This window comes from Microbacterium sp., from assembly GCF_041641055.1.
Lineage (GTDB): Bacteria > Actinomycetota > Actinomycetes > Actinomycetales > Microbacteriaceae > Microbacterium.
Genome location: NZ_JBEPZB010000012.1, coordinates 45575 through 63010 on the forward strand (window position 1 = coordinate 45575; position 17436 = coordinate 63010).

General features: G+C 63.1%; 15 protein-coding genes. 3 read left to right on the top strand and 12 right to left on the bottom strand.

Going from position 1 to position 17436, the window contains the following annotated elements; genetic code table 11:
* Positions 1 to 16: 16 nt before the first annotated feature.
* Together ACESK8_RS09585 and ACESK8_RS09590 are read right to left on the bottom strand one after the other, a co-directional pair.
* On the bottom strand, positions 17 to 790 hold the full coding sequence (locus tag ACESK8_RS09585) for an MBL fold metallo-hydrolase (protein WP_372968380.1): 774 nt from the start codon (positions 788 to 790) through the stop codon (positions 17 to 19).
* Between the two features lie 20 nt (positions 791 to 810).
* On the bottom strand, positions 811 to 1236 hold the full coding sequence (locus ACESK8_RS09590) for a PAS domain-containing protein (protein ID WP_372968381.1): 426 nt from the start codon (positions 1234 to 1236) through the stop codon (positions 811 to 813).
* A gap of 198 nt (positions 1237 to 1434) precedes the next feature.
* Here ACESK8_RS09590 and ACESK8_RS09595 point away from each other — a divergent pair, with 198 nt between their 5' ends.
* Positions 1435 to 2253 (top strand): pyruvate, water dikinase regulatory protein, encoded by an 819-nt coding sequence (locus tag ACESK8_RS09595; protein WP_372968382.1) that lies wholly within the window; start codon positions 1435 to 1437, stop codon positions 2251 to 2253.
* Positions 2254 to 2275: 22 nt separating this feature from the next.
* Positions 2276 to 4660 (top strand): phosphoenolpyruvate synthase, encoded by a 2385-nt coding sequence (gene ppsA / locus ACESK8_RS09600; protein ID WP_372968383.1) that lies wholly within the window; start codon positions 2276 to 2278, stop codon positions 4658 to 4660.
* A 43-nt stretch (positions 4661 to 4703) separates the two neighbouring features.
* On the opposite strand, the gene ACESK8_RS09605 is transcribed toward ppsA, so the two are convergent.
* Together ACESK8_RS09605 and ACESK8_RS09610 are read right to left on the bottom strand one after the other, a co-directional pair.
* Positions 4704 to 5405 carry a winged helix-turn-helix transcriptional regulator gene (locus tag ACESK8_RS09605; protein WP_372968384.1) on the bottom strand — a complete coding sequence of 234 codons (702 nt, stop codon included), beginning with the start codon at positions 5403 to 5405 and terminating at the stop codon, positions 4704 to 4706.
* A 20-nt stretch (positions 5406 to 5425) separates the two neighbouring features.
* Entirely contained in the window at positions 5426 to 6808 is a 1383-nt protein-coding gene (locus ACESK8_RS09610; protein ID WP_372968385.1) for an aminotransferase class III-fold pyridoxal phosphate-dependent enzyme, read from the bottom strand.
* A 193-nt stretch (positions 6809 to 7001) separates the two neighbouring features.
* Between ACESK8_RS09610 and ACESK8_RS09615 the strand changes: the two genes are divergently transcribed.
* Positions 7002 to 8732, top strand: coding sequence for a helix-turn-helix domain-containing protein (locus tag ACESK8_RS09615; RefSeq protein ID WP_372968386.1), 1731 nt, complete (start codon positions 7002 to 7004; stop codon positions 8730 to 8732).
* On the opposite strand, the gene ACESK8_RS09620 is transcribed toward ACESK8_RS09615, so the two are convergent.
* From ACESK8_RS09620 to ACESK8_RS09655, 8 genes are all read right to left on the bottom strand, one after another.
* On the bottom strand, positions 8726 to 10375 hold the full coding sequence (locus ACESK8_RS09620; protein ID WP_372968387.1) for a sulfite reductase flavoprotein subunit alpha: 1650 nt from the start codon (positions 10373 to 10375) through the stop codon (positions 8726 to 8728). The two genes, ACESK8_RS09615 and ACESK8_RS09620, sit on opposite strands and share 7 nt — an antisense overlap.
* Positions 10372 to 11742, bottom strand: a complete 1371-nt coding sequence (locus ACESK8_RS09625) for an aldehyde dehydrogenase (RefSeq protein ID WP_372968388.1) — start codon at positions 11740 to 11742, stop codon at positions 10372 to 10374. Before ACESK8_RS09625 ends, ACESK8_RS09620 begins: the two co-directional genes overlap by 4 nt.
* 150 nt (positions 11743 to 11892) lie before the next feature.
* Positions 11893 to 13041 (bottom strand): NAD(P)/FAD-dependent oxidoreductase, encoded by a 1149-nt coding sequence (locus ACESK8_RS09630; protein ID WP_372968389.1) that lies wholly within the window; start codon positions 13039 to 13041, stop codon positions 11893 to 11895.
* Positions 13038 to 13289 carry a ferredoxin gene (locus ACESK8_RS09635; protein ID WP_372968390.1) on the bottom strand — a complete coding sequence of 84 codons (252 nt, stop codon included), beginning with the start codon at positions 13287 to 13289 and terminating at the stop codon, positions 13038 to 13040. The genes ACESK8_RS09630 and ACESK8_RS09635 overlap by 4 nt, the downstream gene beginning before the upstream one ends.
* Positions 13246 to 14481 carry a cytochrome P450 gene (locus ACESK8_RS09640; protein WP_372968422.1) on the bottom strand — a complete coding sequence of 412 codons (1236 nt, stop codon included), beginning with the start codon at positions 14479 to 14481 and terminating at the stop codon, positions 13246 to 13248. The genes ACESK8_RS09635 and ACESK8_RS09640 overlap by 44 nt, the downstream gene beginning before the upstream one ends.
* Positions 14414 to 15130, bottom strand: coding sequence for a gamma-glutamyl-gamma-aminobutyrate hydrolase family protein (locus ACESK8_RS09645; protein WP_372968391.1), 717 nt, complete (start codon positions 15128 to 15130; stop codon positions 14414 to 14416). The genes ACESK8_RS09640 and ACESK8_RS09645 overlap by 68 nt, the downstream gene beginning before the upstream one ends.
* On the bottom strand, positions 15130 to 15957 hold the full coding sequence (locus ACESK8_RS09650; RefSeq protein WP_372968392.1) for an SDR family NAD(P)-dependent oxidoreductase: 828 nt from the start codon (positions 15955 to 15957) through the stop codon (positions 15130 to 15132). The genes ACESK8_RS09645 and ACESK8_RS09650 overlap by 1 nt, the downstream gene beginning before the upstream one ends.
* On the bottom strand, positions 15924 to 17312 hold the full coding sequence (locus ACESK8_RS09655; protein ID WP_372968393.1) for a glutamine synthetase family protein: 1389 nt from the start codon (positions 17310 to 17312) through the stop codon (positions 15924 to 15926). Before ACESK8_RS09655 ends, ACESK8_RS09650 begins: the two co-directional genes overlap by 34 nt.
* Positions 17313 to 17436: the final 124 nt, after the last annotated feature.

Here is a 17436-nt window from a genome sequence, read left to right on the forward strand (position 1 = left end):
CACCGCGGGGGCAGAATCAGACGAGTTCCGCGGTTTCCCCGGGATTCAGGGCCACGATGACCTCGCCCAATCCGGCCTGCTCGAACAACTCCTTGATCTCCGAAGCACTCTGACTGAAGTGCGCCCAGGAGTCCTCATGGATGGCCACCACCTTCTTCGCCTGAAGCCGCTGAGCCGCCTCCAGCGCCCGTTCGTTGCTGAGAGTGATGTAACTTCCGTCAGCGATCACGTCGAATTTCGCGCCGCCGACGAACAGCACAGCGATGTCCACCGGCCCATAGCGTTCGACGATGTCGTCCACTACATCCATCTGCGAGTTGTCACCGCTGACGTACACGGTCGGGAGCCCCGGTCCAGCCAAATGGAACCCGATCACCGGGCCCAGCGCTTCCCATACTCCTTCCGGCCCGTGCTTGGCCGGCAGCGCGGTGATAGTCAACTCCCCACCGTCCGGGAGCGGCACAGTGCGCGCATCGTGCTCCGCCAAGCCGATGACGTTAGGCCCGAAGTTCGCAGCAACCTCCTCCGTCGTGTATGCGAGGGGCACCATTGTCAGGAACCCGCGACCGCCGACGTCCAGGTTGTCGATGTGTTCATGCGAGGCGAGCGCGATGTCGATCTCCCCGAGCTCCTCGGGAGTGAAAGCGGGAGCGGCGTTCTTCACGACCGGGCCGGCGATGGGGTGGTGATACGTCTGAGGGGCGTCGAACGTCGGATCGGTGATGATCCGAACGCCCCCGATGGTGAGCACAGCGGTGGGGCCGCCGACAAGAGTGACGGAAGTGGACATGTGACGCTCCTCGAAGGGGTTCAGCTGTTGCGTTCGGACAGGGTCTGGGCGGTGACGTCTTCCGCGCCGTGGAGGACGTAGATGACGTTTCCGTCTTCGTCGAAGACGGGTTCGTTGTGGGGCTGCCAATAGCGCTCCTCGTACGAGCCGTCCGAGCGCTTCATGTCGTACCTCTGAGGTGCGAGCACCAGCGGCTGACCGGTGTGCAGGACCTCCTCAAGGGAACCGCGGAGTACCTCCGTACCGTTCGCGGTAGGGTCGTCCGGGTTGTCGGGGAAGACCTCGAGAATGTGCTTCCCCACGGAACTCGCGCGCTCCTTCAGGGTTGCGGCAAGGAATGAGTCAGTCGCCGCAACGACTCGTAGGTTCGGGTCGACGGCAATGTACTGGGCGTTGATGGCGTTGAACAGGCGCTCGAAGTCAGGCGGCTGGACGGACATTGTCATACTGAGCCTTTCTGTCATGGCAAAGGCCACATCGGTGTGGCAGTGCGGAAAGTCAATACGGAACGCGCCGCCGCCTCCAGTGCAGATTTCGTACCACTCGACTTAGATGGCCGCGATGCACAAGGCGCGTCGCAAACGCGTGCCCCGCGCACATACTCGCAGGTGGGGGTTCGGCGACGGTTGTGGCGAGGTGATCCCATGGCTGAGTCCCCCGCTGCCCGAGCGGTGTTCTTCGTGTCCGACAGCACGGGCATCACCGCGGAGACGTTGGGGAACGCCTTGCTCTCCAACTTCCCCGGCTTCGCCTTCACTAGAAAAACAGTGTCGTTCGTCGAGACGCTGCGGGAGGCGGCAGCCGTGGTCGCGCTCGTGCAAGCGGCTGCGGAGATGGGCCCCCCGCCCATCGTGTTCGTGACTGCGAAGGATCCGGAGATCGGTCTGGCGCTCGCGAACATCCCGGCAGTTCTGATCGATCTGCTCCGGGGGCATCTAACCAGCATTGAAGCGACTCTTGGGGCGTCCGCATCACCAGAATCAGGCCGGTACCACTCTCTTGCCGACACCGACCGCTACTTCACTCGTATCAAAGCCATCGAATACACCATCGAGCACGACGACGGTCAAAGCTTCCGCCGGCTAGACCGCGCGGACGTCATCATCATCGCGCCGAGCCGGTGTGGGAAAACCCCAACCTCTATGTACCTCGCGCTACAGCACGGAGTGCATGTCGCGAATTACCCGCTGACCGATGACGACTTACCGAGCGACGACCTGCCACCCCAGATCCGCCCATACGCATCGAAGTGTTTCGGCCTCACCACCACGCCTCAACGCCTCAGCCAGGTTCGACACGAGCGTCGGCCGGAATCTCGTTACGCCAGCCTCAACCAGTGCACCACTGAGATTCGTAGAGCGGAGCACCTCTACCGCAGCGCGGGCATCCCGTTCCTCAACTCCTCTGCGAAGAGCGTCGAGGAGATGTCCGCCGTCGTGATTCAAACACTCAGCCTGCGTTAGCAGCCCGTCAAAGGAGACAAGCATGACCAATGTTCTGTGGTTCCATCAGGTCGGGATGTCCGACCTTGGCCGAGTGGGAGGGAAGAACGCCTCCCTGGGGGAAATGGTGTCGCACCTCACCGATCTGGGGGTCCGTGTGCCCCGCGGCTTCGCCACTACCGCGCACGCGTACCGCGAGTTCATCGCTCACGGAGCCCTCGGCGCCACTATCGCGGATGTCATCGCGCGAACCGACGTTGACGACGTCGTCGAGCTCGCTCGAGTCGGCGCGGATATTCGTCGGCTCGTCCTCGCGCACCCGCTTCCGCAGAGGCTCGAGAACGACATCCGGGGAGCATTCGAAGAACTCGTTGCGTCCGACCCCGAACCGGCATCGGTGACCTGGGCGGTCCGATCCAGCGCGACCGCGGAGGACCTCCCTGACGCGTCATTCGCTGGCCAGCAGGAGACGTACCTGAACGTCGGCGGGATCGACAACATCCTCGACGCGATCCGGGCAGTATTCGCATCCCTGTACAACGACCGGGCCATCGCCTACCGGGCACACCACGGATTCGACAGCACGGACGTTGCCATCTCCGCAGGAGTGCAGCGCATGGTCCGCTCTGACCTCGGGGCGTCTGGCGTGATGTTCACCGTCGATACCGAATCAGGCTTCGACCAGGCCGTCTTCATCACCAGTTCGTACGGCCTCGGTGAGGCAGTGGTCCAGGGGGCGGTGAACCCGGACGAGTTCTTCGTGTCCAAGCCGGGGTTGCGCGAAGGACGCCCAGCAATCTTGCGACGCTCGGTCGGCGAGAAGAGCACGGCCATGCGATACACCGACCGGGTCGATGCAGGTAAGAGCACCGCCTTCGTCCCCGTTCCGGACTGGGCGCGACGCGAGTTCTCGATCACCGACGCCGAGGTCGAAGAACTCGCTCGCCATGCCTTGACCATCGAGGAGCACTATGGGCGTCCGATGGACATCGAATGGGCGAAAGATGGCATCGACGGGCGTCTTTACATCCTGCAGGCGCGACCAGAGACCGTTGTCTCCCGTGCCGCAACCAACGTCCTCACACGCTTCACCCTTCGCCGATCCGGAGACATCCTTGCTGAAGGCCGCGCTATCGGTCAGCGAATCGGGGCCGGGACAACACGTGTGCTCAACAGTGTGGACGACATGCGCCACTTTCAAACGGGGGATGTGCTCGTCGCTGACATGACCGATCCAGACTGGGAACCGATCATGAAGCGAGCTGCAGCTATCGTGACAAATCGCGGGGGACGCACATGTCACGCCGCGATCATCGCGCGCGAGCTCGGAATTCCCGCGGTCGTGGGAACCGGCAACGCCACTTCGGTGCTCAGCGAGGGCACGGACGTCACGGTCAGCTGCGCCGAGGGTGACGCTGGCTTCGTTTACGCCGGCCTCCTCGGCTTCGACGAGGAAGTGACGGAACTCGACCACATGCCGCCGCCTCCAACTCGCATCATGATGAACGTCGGCACGCCCGAGCAAGCCTTCTCGTTCTCGCGCCTCCCGCACCACGGTGTCGGGCTTGCCCGGCTGGAATTCATCATCAATCGTCAGATCGGCATCCACCCGAAGGCTCTGCTCGATCACTCGACCCTCCCTTCTGCTCTGCGGCAGGAAGTTGACGAACGCATCGCGGCCTACCCCTCGCCAAGGGACTTCTTCATCCGACGCGTCGCCGAAGGTATCGCGACAATCGCCGCGGCGTTCGCACCGGAGACTGTCATCGTTCGCCTGTCGGACTTCAAATCCAATGAGTACGCCAACCTCCTGGGTGGCGGGCTTTACGAACCGAAGGAGGAGAACCCGATGCTGGGGTATCGGGGCGCGTCGCGGTACATCTCGGACGACTTCCGCGAATGCTTCGCGATGGAGTGCGAAGCGCTGCGGTTCGTTCGTGAGGACATGGGTCTGCGTAACGTGCAGGTGATGGTGCCGTTCGTACGCACACTAGAGGAGGCTGCTGCTGTCACGGACCTCTTGGCAAGCAACGGTCTGCGGCGTGGCGAGAACGATCTGAAGGTCATGATGATGTGCGAGCTGCCTTCAAACGCTGTTCTCGCCGATGACTTCCTCGAGTTCTTCGACGGATTCTCCATTGGTTCCAACGACATGACGCAGCTGACGCTGGGCCTAGACCGGGACAGCGGTATCGTCGCTGCATCTTTCGACGAGCGTGACCCCGCCGTGCTGAAGATGCTCTCGTTGGCGATCACAGCGTGCAAGTCTCAGGGCAAGTACGTCGGCGTGTGTGGCCAGGGGCCCAGCGACCACCCCGAGCTTGCCCAGTGGCTCGTGGAGCAGGGCGTTGACTCGATGTCCCTCAACCCTGACACTGTCGTTCAAACTTGGTTGAGGCTGTCCGACTCGCAGCGAGTCCCTGCCTGAAATGGCGGAGGATGGGCGCCGGTGACCCGGCGCCCATCCGAGGTCAGGCTGTCAGGCTCCTCGGCCCGAACCACGTCGGGTACGCCCGAGCTAGGGTCTCCGCCCCATGAAATCCGACGTCACCTTGAGCGATAGCGACAGCACACTGTCTCTTCCCCCACCAAAGCTCGTTGAGCACGCGCAGATCTACGGTGACGGTCAGGTCCGGTTCCCGCTCGGGTGTTCCGATGCACGCACCGGACCCGTGTTCGTCGACGAACATCCACGCCTCGCCCGGGTTGTGATCGGGGAACCGAAACGCGAGGACGACACCTCCGTCGGGAAGGCGGTCGCGCTGCAGTCCTAGATGCATCTGCCACAGGAGAGCACCCGCGCTCAGATCCCCATCCGTCGAAGGCGCCACCCTCCAGTCGAGAGTCCACGCGCCCAAGGCTTCGAGGACCGGTCGCAGCGCCAGGCCGGCCGCTGTGAGACGGTAATCGCCGGTGTCCGGCGAATGTTCTACAACGCCGATCCGCACCAGGTAGCGCAATCGAGTCGCGAAGAGAGTGCGGGACATAGTGGGCAGTGCTCGGTGGATCGCGTTGAACCGCGTGGTTCCTACGAGCATCTCGCGGACGATGAGAAGCGTCCACCGGTCGGCGATAAGACGAGCACCGATTGAGACGGGGCAATAGTCCGTTGGAGGCACCCAGCCGTCACGCGCACCAGTCAATCGCGGTAGCGCACTGTTCGTTTCAGGCATGGTCCTCCTTTGGTGGCCACCTACCGCGGCCGCGAACTCACGTGATCCAGCCGCCGCAAGGCCTCTGCGCTCACGTCGCTGAGGACCGAACGCAAAGCATCGACGATGATGTCGAATTCAGTCTGCTCTGCCACGAGTGGCGGGGCAACGTTGATGATGGCAATGTCGTCGTCAAACGCCACTCGAGTCAGCACACCCAGCTGATGTAACCGCTTCTCGAGCTCGAGCGGGCCCCAGATGCGTCTTCCGCCGGGGGCGTCCGATGCCGCTGAAGCAAGTTCAACGGCCCACAGGTACCCGGCGCCCCTCACATTGTGAACAACCTCAAGGTCCGAGAGGGAACGCAATCTATCCTCGAGAGCGGTCTGCCTCGCGGTGACCTGGCCAGGGAGGTCGATGCGCTCCATGATCTCGAGGTTCTTGAGGGCGACAGCGGCCATCACCGGGTGACCGCCGAATGTATTTCCGTGAAGGAACGAGGCCCCGGGATCGAGGAATGGCCTGAACACCCGATCTGAGGCGATTACCGCTCCCATCACTGCATGCGCGGAGGAGAGGCCTTTGGCCGTCACGATGATGTCCGGGTCGAGTCCGTATCGTTCACTGGCGAACCATTCACCGCAGCGACCGAAGGCCGTGATCGTCTCATCCGCGACCAGGAGTAAACCGTAGGCGTCACAGAGCCTCCGCAACCCGGCGAAGTAGCTCGGTGGGGCGGTGAGCATGCCACCGTGGTTCTGCACCGGCTCGACGATCAACGCCGCAATTGTGGACGGATCATTCTCGACGATCTGTTCTTCGAGCTCGTCAAGCAGCTCTCGAACACCATCCTCGACGGAGTCGGCACCGGCATCAATCAACCGCCTGGTGTTGGAGGTTCGAATGCTCGGAATCAGCATCGGTGCGAACTGTTCCCGCAAGTGGTCGAGCCCATTCAGCGCGAGTGCGCCCAGTGTGGTGCCGTGGTAGGCCGAGTGTCGGGAGATGATCTTCCATCGATCCTCGCCGTTCGCCACGGCGAACGCGCGGGCGAGTTTCCACGCGGCTTCGACTGATTCCCCACCGCTCGGTGTGAAGAACACATGGTTCAACCCAGCGGGTGCCAAGGCGGCTAACCGGTCCGCGAGTTCCAACGCACGTGGGTGGGTCGACCCCCATGACGAGTGATACCCCAGCTGACAGTACTGCGCGAAGGCTGCTCGCCCCATTTCCGGACCGTAGGAATATCCCAGGTTGACGCAGTACAGGTTCGATAGCGCATCCAGGTATCGATCCCCGGAATCATCGATGAGGTAGCTTCCCTCTCCTTCGACGAACACCTGAGGAACGGCGCCACCCATGTCGGAGAAATGGCGCCACAGATGTGGGGATGAAGCTTCGCTATCGTGCGGGTCGGTCGCCATCAGATCACCCTCCTGTTCGCGCCCACGTCGGCACCAACAACAAGACACTGGCACGCCGCCGCACGTCTAATATGTGCATCAGGCACACTCGACACGCGGCCTGAGTGTGCGGAGCACAAGTGACGTTCGGCCAAGCGTCCTACAGTCGCGGAGCAGGACGACGAAGTCTGTCCTTGGAGGGAAGGTGTCGCACTTGTCATCAGATCGTGAGGATCTACTCGCAGAGCGCCGCGCGTCGGTTCTGTCACAGTTGGTGCTGCTCTTCGCTCAGGGACGCGATCCCGTAGAGCTTGCTGACGACGCCGTGCAACTGGTCGCGCGTGCTACTGACACCAAAGCCGTGTTCGTTTATCTGTGGGATGAAGAGGACGAACGCCTTGTACTTCGGGTGGCCACTCAAGTCCCGCAACAGACCGGGATCGATGAGATTCGGTTGCGCCTCGGCGAAGGCATCGCGGGATGGGCGGCTATGCGCCAGGAGTCGGTCATCATCAATCGGGCGCCCGCTGAGGACCCTCGATTCGTTCCATTCGCACGAATCGAGGAGGAGGAGTTCCACTCAGTGCTCGCCGCGCCTATCGCAGACGAGTCAAGCAACCTCCGGGGCGTGTTCGCCCTGTATTCCACGCAGGAGAACGCGTTCGGACAGGATGAGCTGGCTATTGCGGTCGAGGTGGGCCGCTTGCTCGCCACAGGACTCGCGCGCGCTGAGACTGTGGACGACCTCAATCATCAGTCCGCAATCGCGCACTTCCTGTTAGATTTTCCCACCGCGTCGCGGACGTCGTTGGTGCCGGCGTTGGAGTTCGCCGCGCAGCGCGTACTAGAACTCATCGACGGGCAGGTATGCGTACTCGAGTACATGAGTAGACGCGAGAACGCCGCGACTCCGATCATGTTCGCGTCGCGGACGAGCGCCGGGCAACGTGTCTGGTCGACTCACTCTCGCTCCGCGGCGCAGAGCAGCATCGAACAGCATTGCGAGGGCTTGGAGCACATGTCCGTTGCGCTCGGCATCGGCGCGTCCCGCGGCATTCTTACCTGCTACCGACCCGCGCGGTTCCGTTCGAGAGATGTCGAGCGCTTGAGCGCGCTAGCGATGCAGCTCGGAGTGCTTCTTGAAGCCGTAGACCTCAACTCAGTGGGGTCCTCTTTAGCGACCAGGTTGCGGTTCACTCAGGACGATAGGGAAGCAGCCAGCATCCTCGGTGAGTTGGGATTGGATGGCCCGGTCTGTCCCATCCTTGTTCGTGTGCATAGTGTGCAGACGGACTGGGAGACAGCGAGCCGGGCGCTGAAGGATGCTCTCAGTGTGGCCGCCGGAAGCCGGGCGGTCGTACTCCTGCACTCCACGTGGGGTTTGGTGCTCGCCGACGCGCCCGGGGGCCGGTTGGCGCCTGAATTGAGTTCTCACCTGTTTCAGGCCACCCAGCGGCTTGCCGAAGGGACGGGGCTGCGAGCGTCGATTGGCGTGGGTTCAGTGACCTCGACCCCAGACGGCATCCGACAGGCCATTGACGACGCTCGGAGCGCGCTGGAATGGGCTGGCGTGTACGGCCAGACGTCGCCGGTGTCTCTGGCGACGTACTCGAATGTCCGCGGCATGCTGCCGTTGAGCGATGTGGTCCGACGGCTAGCTCCCACGGTCGTGTCGCTCGTCGACATGCTGGAACCGTTGGTTCAATACGACCTCAAACAGGGAACGCAGCTCGTGAACACTCTCGCTGTTCTCGCGAGCTGGGGTGGCTCGGTGCAAGAGACCGCCAAGGAGTTGCTCATTCACCGCAATACGCTGCGTCAGCGAATGCAACGTATCGAGCTTGTGCTCGGCATCGTGTTGGGTTCCGGTACCGAATGGTCTCCCCTGGCGCTCGCGGCTCAGGTCGCGAGCGCCGGGGTGGACCGTTCGGCCGTGAATCAGTAGACGTCCTTGACGTAGCGACCCGCCGCCTTCAGCGCGGCCACGCGCTGCTCCCCCGCGGACGAGTCGCCTTCGCCGAGGATGTCGGCAAGCGCTCGATCCACGTCTGCCGCCATGCGCGTCTTATCGCCGCAGACGAAGATGTAGGCGCCGTCCGCAACCCATCCGCGCAGCTCATCCGCATGGTCGAGCATGACGTGCTGCACGTAGAGTTTCTCAGCCTGGTCGCGGGAGAATGCCACATTGAGCTGATGGAGCACGCCTCGCGTGCTCAGATCTTCGAATTCGTCCTCGTACAGCCAGTCGTATGCGCGATGCTGATCACCGAAGAACAACCAGTTGCTGCCGGAGGCACCCGAAGCGTCACGATGCCGCAGGAACGCTCGGAATGGTGCGACCCCCACACCGGGACCGATCATGATGACCGGCAGGTCGTCATCGGGCAGTGTGAACTCGTGCGCGGGCACACGACGCACCTCGAACGGCGCCCCATCTTCTGCTCGCTCGCGAAGGAACTCGGTAGCGGTTCCCTGATGCTCGCCGCGTCCTCGCTCGTATCGGACGCCCGCAACGGTGATGTGCAGTCTGCCATCGTCGCGAAGTGGACTAGAAGAGATCGAGTAGTCCCGGTGCTGGAGAGGACGAAGCTCGGCCAGAATGTCCTCGACAGGAACGTTCTGGCACCGCAGGTCGGTGATGACGTCCAGGACGTCGCGACCCCACAGCCATGCGTCCAGGCGCTCCCGGAAGCCTGACTGGATGAGATCGATGATCTCGCTCACAGATTGGTTGTCAGGTTGCAGACGCGACAGACCGACGATGAGACCGGGATGCGGCAAACGCAGCTCGACGTCGTGCGCGAGGATGTCTCGGAGTGGTCGCCCGTCGACTACCTGGTTCCCGTAGACCTCGATCCACTGGGACACCAGACGGTCGGAGTTCCTCGGGAACACCGAGAGGGAGTCACCGGGCGCGTAGGTGAAAGGCTCATCGAACCCGAGTTCGTAGTGAGCGACATACTTTGCGGAACCGGGCTTGGACAGTTGCCGGGTTGCTACCACCCGCGCCGTCCGAGTTCGGTCTGCGCTGGCGGGTTTGTCCGCAACGGGTTGATCCGCGTCGTCGGAGATCGCGCCGTCCCAGGGTTCAGCGTCGAGAAGCTGTTGAACTGCCGGCTTCGCCCATCGCTCAGCGCTGAACTCGAAATCGATGTCGCAGTCGATACTCTCGACTATCCGCGCAGCTCCGAGTGCTTCGAGCCGCTGGTCGATATCGTGGCCGGCCTTGCAGAAGTCTTCGTACATAGAATCCCCGATGGCGAGGACCGCGTACGGCAGCCCTTCGAGCGCCCCTGAGGGCAGGTGCTGCAGCCAGTCCCAGAAATCCGCCGCATTGTCCGGCATGTGGCCGTTGTCGTGCGTGGAAGTCACGACCAAGAGGCGCTGGAGCTTCAGGTCTCCGGACTGCAGCCAGTCTTCGAGCGAGGCGAACTGGACGTTGTTGCCAGCCTTCTCTGCCTTTCCGTGGATCTGAAACGCTAGATACTCCGCGTTTCCGGTCTGGCTCCCGAAAAGAATGGTGAGTTCGGCAGCGTCTGACGCAACCATCTTCGTCTCTCCCTCAGCGACGCTCAACTGCATGGTCATGAGTCGGTGTTGATGAAGACCGACTTCGGCTCGGTGAAGCCGCGTACGCCCTCCATCCCCAGCTCGCGTCCGATACCGGACTGCTTGAAACCACCGAACGGAACTTGCACACGGATCGAGGAGTTCGAGTTCACGGACAGGGTTCCGCTTTCCACCCGCCTAGCGACCCGGAGCGCGCGACCGACGTTGCTGGTCCAGATGGAGCCACTCAGACCGTAGATCGTCTCGTTGGCGAGCTGAACCGCTTCCTCCTCGGTGTCGAACGGGATGACGACGGCGACGGGGCCGAAGATCTCGTCGCGAGCCGCTCGTGTGGATCCGTCCTGGTCGACAGCGATGTGAGGCGCCATCCAGAAGCCAGGGCCGCCCGGTGTGGATCCCTTGAACACCACGTCGAGCTTGTCGTCGAGGAAGGATTCGACGGTGGCGCGGTGTTCCTGAGACACCAGGGGGCCCAGGTCCGTGTCGAGCTGCGACGGATCTCCGATTCGCAGGGCGCTGGTCGCGGCGACGAACTTCTCAAGGAACTCGTCAAGGGCGGGACGCTGCACCAGGATGCGGCTTCGTGCGCAGCAGTCCTGTCCGGTGTTGTCGAACACCGCCCACGGCGCGGCGGCCGCCGCCTTCGCAATGTCGGCATCAGCGAAGACGACGTTCGCGGACTTGCCTCCGAGTTCTAGCGTGACCCGCTTCATAGTGTCTGCACTCGAGCGCAGGATGGAACGTCCGACCTCCGTGGATCCGGTGAAGCTGATCTTTCCCACGCGCGCGTCTTCGATGAGGGTGGAGCCCACTTCGGCGCCACTTCCGGTGACGACCTGCAGGAGGTGAGGGATGGGCGACACTTCCGCGGCGAGCTCGCCGAGGCGGACGGTCGACAGCGGAGTCATGCTTGCCGGTTTGACGATGACGGCGTTGCCCGCCGCGAGGGCGGGGGCGATGCTCCAGCTGGCGATGGGCAGGGGAAAGTTCCAGGGCGTGATCACTCCGACGACGCCGATTGCCTCACGGAAGGTCAGCGCCACGCCTCCGTCGACAGGGATGGTCTCACCCGTGAGCTTGTCGATAGTGCCGGCGTAGTAGCGGAACACACCAGCGACGCTGTCGGCCTCGGCGAGAGCCGCCTTCATCGGCTTTCCCACATCGCGTGATTCGAGACCGGCCAGCTCCTCGCGATGGCGAGATACCGCGTCAGCGAGGTCGAACAGGAACTGCTGACGCTGTGCGATAGGAAGCGTTGCCCAGCTCTTCTGAGCCGCTACTGCTCGCTCGACTGCGACGTCGACGTCGGCACGAGTGAACGCCCGCACCTCGTCGATCTGCTCTTCGGTTGCCGGGTTCCATACGGGAATTGTCAGGTTCGTCATCGGTCCTCTTCCGCCGTATGCGGGTCGCTCGCCCGCTTCAGTTGTCCTACCTTGGCTCAGACAGCAGTCGACCTAACGTGCAGGAAGTACGAAAACGAAAGAGGGCATGTGCGCGAAGCACATGCCCTCTCCGCTTCGTGCGGCGCCCTCTCACGCCGCTATCAACAGCCTCGCGATGCGAGGTTGCGCATTGACGCCGATCCACGCGCTTGTTCCGTCCGGTGCGTCGTAGCGGTGCAGTGTCGCGCCCCGCTCGGGATTCTCAAATTCCAGTACAGGCACGGCGTCCGGGTGTAGCGCTCCGACGACCTGGACCTTGCGTCCCGCAACTTCCGTCCAGAAGTATGACGGGGGCGCTGGCTGCCGGCTCGCCCCGGTCAACAGCTCCGCGAGGCTTGCCCCTTGTTGCCGAGCCTCCGCCCAGCTTTCGGTGCGTGTACCTGGACCGCCTTCACGAATCCGGGTGACCGCGTCACCGATACCGAACACGTGGGGGACGACAGTCCCTGCCTGAACGACGTGGCCGTCGACGTCGACCAACAAGGCTCCCTGGGTGAGGAGACCACTATCCTCCAGCCAAGCGACGGCAGGACGGGCACCGACGGCGCTGATGAGAACGTCCCCCCGGAGCACGGGCCCGTCTCGGAGCTCCACCTCCCACCCGCCGTCGGTGGCGCTGATGCGAGCAATGTCGGCTTCCCAGTGACATGCCACGCCTGCATCCGCAAGCCAAGCCGACGTCTCCTGGCCGAGGTGACCGGCCAGCAATCTCTCCAGAGGGCCGGCGGCTCGGTCCAGGAGCGCGACTTTGGACCCGCGGGCAGCGAGCGAAGAGGCGAGCTCGACGCCGATGGCACCTGCACCGATGACGACTGCGGACTCACCATTGGCAGTGCGTTCGCGTAACCTACGCGCATCGGCGGCGCTTCGCAGCACGGTGGTGTCTTTCGGCTCGATAGGCAGCCGTGCGGCGCTCGCGCCGGTGGCGATAACGAGCTGGTCGAACGGCACAGCACCTACCTGCCCGTTGGGGTACTCGACGCGTACAACCGATGATGAGGTATCAACGCTCGTAGCGCGCGCACGAACGAGCTCCGCATCCAGGTCGCTCCAGTCAACCGCGATATCTTCCGCCTCCCCCTCGATGAGGTAGTGCTTCGACAGTGGCGGCCTGTCGTACGGGGCGTCGGGATCGCAGTCGATGACCCTCACCTGCGTGCTGTTACCGAGTTCTCTCAGCCGTTCGATGAACGCCGTGGTCGCCACGGAGGCGCCGACCACGACCAGCGACTCGCTCACACGCCCTCCGTTTCGATGAGCTTGATGGCGCGCTCAGGGCAGTTTCGGATGGCCTTTCGCGTGTTCTCCTCCTCGAAAGCACCCTCCCGTCCTTCCACTACGTGTCCGTACCCCTCATCGTCGATGTAGAAGGTCTCGGGAGCGATCATGAAGCATCGCGCGTGCCCCTGACAGCGCGCCGGATCCACCCAGATCTTCGTCAAGTCACTCACCTCCCGACAGGCGCAACCGCAGCGGCCCGACGCCATGCCAGGGCTCGTCCTCGGCCAACTCGAACTCCGGGATAGTCGCCAGGAAGTGCTCAAGCGAGATCACGACTTCCTTGCGCCCGAGGTTCGATCCCAGGCAACGATGAATTCCGCCGCCGAAAGCGAGGTGCCGATTGTTTTCTCGAGTGATGTCGATCTCGTTCGGGTTGTCGTAGATCTCCGGATCCCGGTTGCCGGCACCGAACACCAGCACCACGCGCTCGCCAGCCTTGATCTCCTGCCCTCGAACCGTGGTGTCCTGCTTGGCGGTGCGCGCCATCGCCTGAACGGGCGACAGCGTGCGAAGGAACTCCTCAGCGGCATCCATGATTCGGTCGGGCTCGCGACGCAGAAGTGCCTGGGCCTCCTTGTTGCGCGCGAGGTACCACAGCGAGGAGCGGATCGCCCAGGCTGTGGTGTCCAGGCCCGCGAGGAACAGCAGATACCCGTACGAGACCAGCTCGTCATCTGTCAGCGGTCGCCCGTCGATTGTTGCGTTGAGCAGCTCGCCGGTGATGCCGTCGAGTGCCTTGCCGGCGCGCCCGTCGTCGATGAGACGCTGCACGTAGGCGACGAGGTCGTCCCCCGCGGCTTTGGCCTTCTCGGGCGACTTCGTCCGCTCGTAGATGATGTCATCGATCCACTGGTCGAAGAGAGGCCAGTCCTGTTCTGGGTACCCTGCGAGCCGACTGAAGATGATCGTCGGGTATGGACGAGCGAAGAGAGCAGACACGTCGACGACATCGCTATCCGCGAATGCCGACTTCACCTGGTCCGACAACTCGATGGCGGTGGTGTGCATCCCTGGTTCGAGCTTGTTGATTGCCATCGGAGTGAACATCGGAAGCAGCAGCTTGCGAAATCCCGCGTGCGTGGGCGGGTCAATGTCGATTGGGATGAGGGGCATCTCCGTGCCGAACGATGGCAACAGCATCGACGGACCTACAGACCACGTCTCGGGGTCCTGCTCCGCATCGAAGATGTCTTCGCTCTTGGAGATGTACCAGAACCCGCCGTACTTCGAGCTGTGCCCGACCGGCTTCGACTCATGCATCTTGGCGTAGTCATCAAAGATCGTGTCGAGGGCCTTGCCGTGGAAGTCGAATTCCGCGAGGGTCTCGTTGTCAGACATGAGCCGGTTTCCTTTCGGTATACGCGCTCGCCCGGCGAACGAGGTCGTCGAACAGAGCATGGTTGTCTGGTGAGGTAAGGAAAAGATGCTCGGGGTGCCATTGCACCGCGATGAGGTTCGCGGACGGGTCTTCGAACGCCTCGACCACTTCACCTGCACGAGCGGTCACTGTCAGCCCCTCACCAAGACGCGCCACTGCCTGGTGGTGATAGCTGTTCACAGCCATACGCTCTCCGACGATGCCCGCGAGGAGAGAGGTCGGCTCGACGGCGATCTCGTGATCCGCTTCGTTCGAGGGGCGGGTCTGCCAGTGACCGTCTAGGTGCTGGATAAGCGTGCCGCCGCGCAGGACGTTGATGAGCTGCAGGCCGCGGCAGATTGCCAGGATCGGCAGGCCCCTTTCGCGGGCGTCTCGGACGAGGGCTGTCTCAAATCGGTCCCGAAACGGGCTGACCCCGTAAACGGTCTCATCCGGGGCCTGCCCGTACATCTCCGGCGACAGGTCGCCGCCGCCTGTGAGAAGGAGCGCATCGAAGCCGTCGAGCAGGTCCTCGGGGATCGTCTCCGTCGCCGGAAGGATTGCTGGCCGGCCGCCCGCAGAAACCACGGCCTCGGCGTAACTGAGAACCTGGAGTGTGGAGTCCCGTGGACCGAACGCGGATTGCTGCACGCTCCGGTCGGCGGTGACTGCGATGAGTGGGCGAGGCATCAGTAGATCGTCCAACCACCATCGACGAACAGAGTCGTACCGGTCACCCAGCTCGACTCGTCCGAGGCGAGGAATGCCACGCCGTTGGCGACGTCCTCGGGCTTGCCGATTCGCCCCATCGGGGTGCGCTCGAGCAGCCAGTTGCGCACCTCTTCCTTTCCGAGCGCCTCCGCCGTGAACGGCGTTTCGATGAACCCCGGGGCCACGGCGTTGACTCGGATGCCCGAGGAAGCGGCCTCGACAGCCAGGGCGCGAGTCAGCTGCAGGAGGGCGCCCTTGGAAGCGTTGTAGTGGATCTGGGGGTGGCCGCTCGAGGAGATGACGATGTGCGCTTCCACCGAGGTGATGTTCACGATGGAACGCGTGTGGTCGCCTTCGCCCGCTCGCAGGAGACTGTACGCCTCGCGGGACACGATGAACGGACCGGTGGAGTTCACGGCGAACACCTGATCCCATTCCGCGACGGACAGCTCCTCAAAAGTGCCGAACTTCACAATGCCAGCGTTGTTGACCAGTACGTCGAGGCGCCCGAACTCGTCGGCGACCTTCGCGAAGCCGGCGCGAACGCTGTCCTCATCGGCGACGTTCGCCTGAATGTTGATGACGTTGTCTCGTCCGCCGAACACGGATTCGAGAGCCTCCAAGTTCAGGTCGATTGCAGCGAGCGACGCCCCCTCGTCGAGGAGCTTCTCTGCGATGGCGCGACCATTGCCAGATGCGGCTCCCGTGACCGCGGCGAAACGTCCTTCAAGTCGATTTCCCATATTCGTTCTCTTTCTTGGCTCGTTGTGGATCAGATGTGCTCGAGGTAGCGGGAGGTCTCCCAATCGGTGACAGCCTTGTGGAACTGCTGCACCTCCCACTGGCGGGTCTCCGTGTAGTGGCGCACGAATTCCTCACCGAAGTACTCCTTCGCCAGGTCGCTGTCCGCGAAGACAGCGGTAGCTGCTTCCAGCGTGTGCGGCAGACGGAGAGCGGCGTTGCCGTCTTGCTCGTACGCGTTGCCAGTCACTGCCGCCGGCGGGGTGAGTGATTTCTCCAGCCCGCTGAGACCGGAGGCGATGTTGGCGGCGAGGACCAGGTAGGGGTTGGCGTCTGCTCCCGCAATGCGGTTCTCTACACGGGCGGCAGCACCTGCGGACGGGATGCTGCGGATGGCGACGGTGCGGTTGTCCACACCCCATGTGGCGCTGGATCCCGCCCACTGCCCGCCTTCGACTCGCTTGTAAGAGTTGACGGTCGGCAGGTATAGGGCGGTGAAGTCGCGGGAGCCGGCGACGAGTCCGGCGAGGTACGCGCTCCCGATGCTGCTCAGCTCACCAGGCGTCGTCGGATTTGCGAAGAGTGCGTCCTCGTCCTCGGCGCTAACCAGGCTCTGGTGCACGTGGCCCGACGAGCCCGCCTGCCCCGGGTTGACCTTGGCCATGAAGGACGCGGTCATTCCGTGCGCTGCAGCGATCTCCTTGACGGTGTGCTTGAGGAGAAGCGCGCTATCGGCGGCTTGGATGGCGTCACCGTAATGGATGTTGACTTCGAACTGGCCTGCGCCATGCTCGCTGTTGCTCGCCTCGATGAACACGCCCTGCTCCGCCAATTGGTCGCGGATGAGGCCGATCACGTACTCGGTGCCCGAGTCTCGATAGACGCTGTACGTGTGGTTGCCATTGGTGATCGGCTCAAGGTCTCGCCAGTTGCGGCGTGCGAGTTCACGAGGAGTCCCCTCGAACAGGTAGAACTCGAATTCGTACGCGCAGATCGGGGTGTACCCGAGGGCTACAGCGCGGTCGACGACACGCCGCAATACGCCCCGAGGCGACTGCTCCAATGGAGTGCCATCGGGGTTGTGCAGGTCGCAGATAACCGATGCGACGCCCGGCTCACCGGGAACGAGTCGGAGGGTCGTCAGGTCAGGCCGCAGGTTCACGTCGGGGTAGCCGGTGTGCCAGCCAGTGAAGGTGAGGTTCGGGATGCTTGCATCCTCGATGTCCCAACCGAAAAGGATGTTGCAGATGTTCGTTCCGACTTCGTACGCGGACTCGACGAAGTACTTCGCAGACAGGCGCTTGCCACGCCAGAGGCCGTCGATGTCGGGTGCACCGATCTTGATGACCTTGATCCCGTGCTCGGCGACGAACTCCTCGACGTAGCGCTTCGGATCTTCGATCAGAACCTCATTGTTCATGTGCCCTGCCTTCCAGCTTGCATTGATGGTGAGTATGAAGAGCGTGCAGCGAGGCTATCGGCGCTGCTAACGCCTCGATATGTGCGCCGCGCACATCGTTCCTAGTTTCGCGGTGCACGCCGTA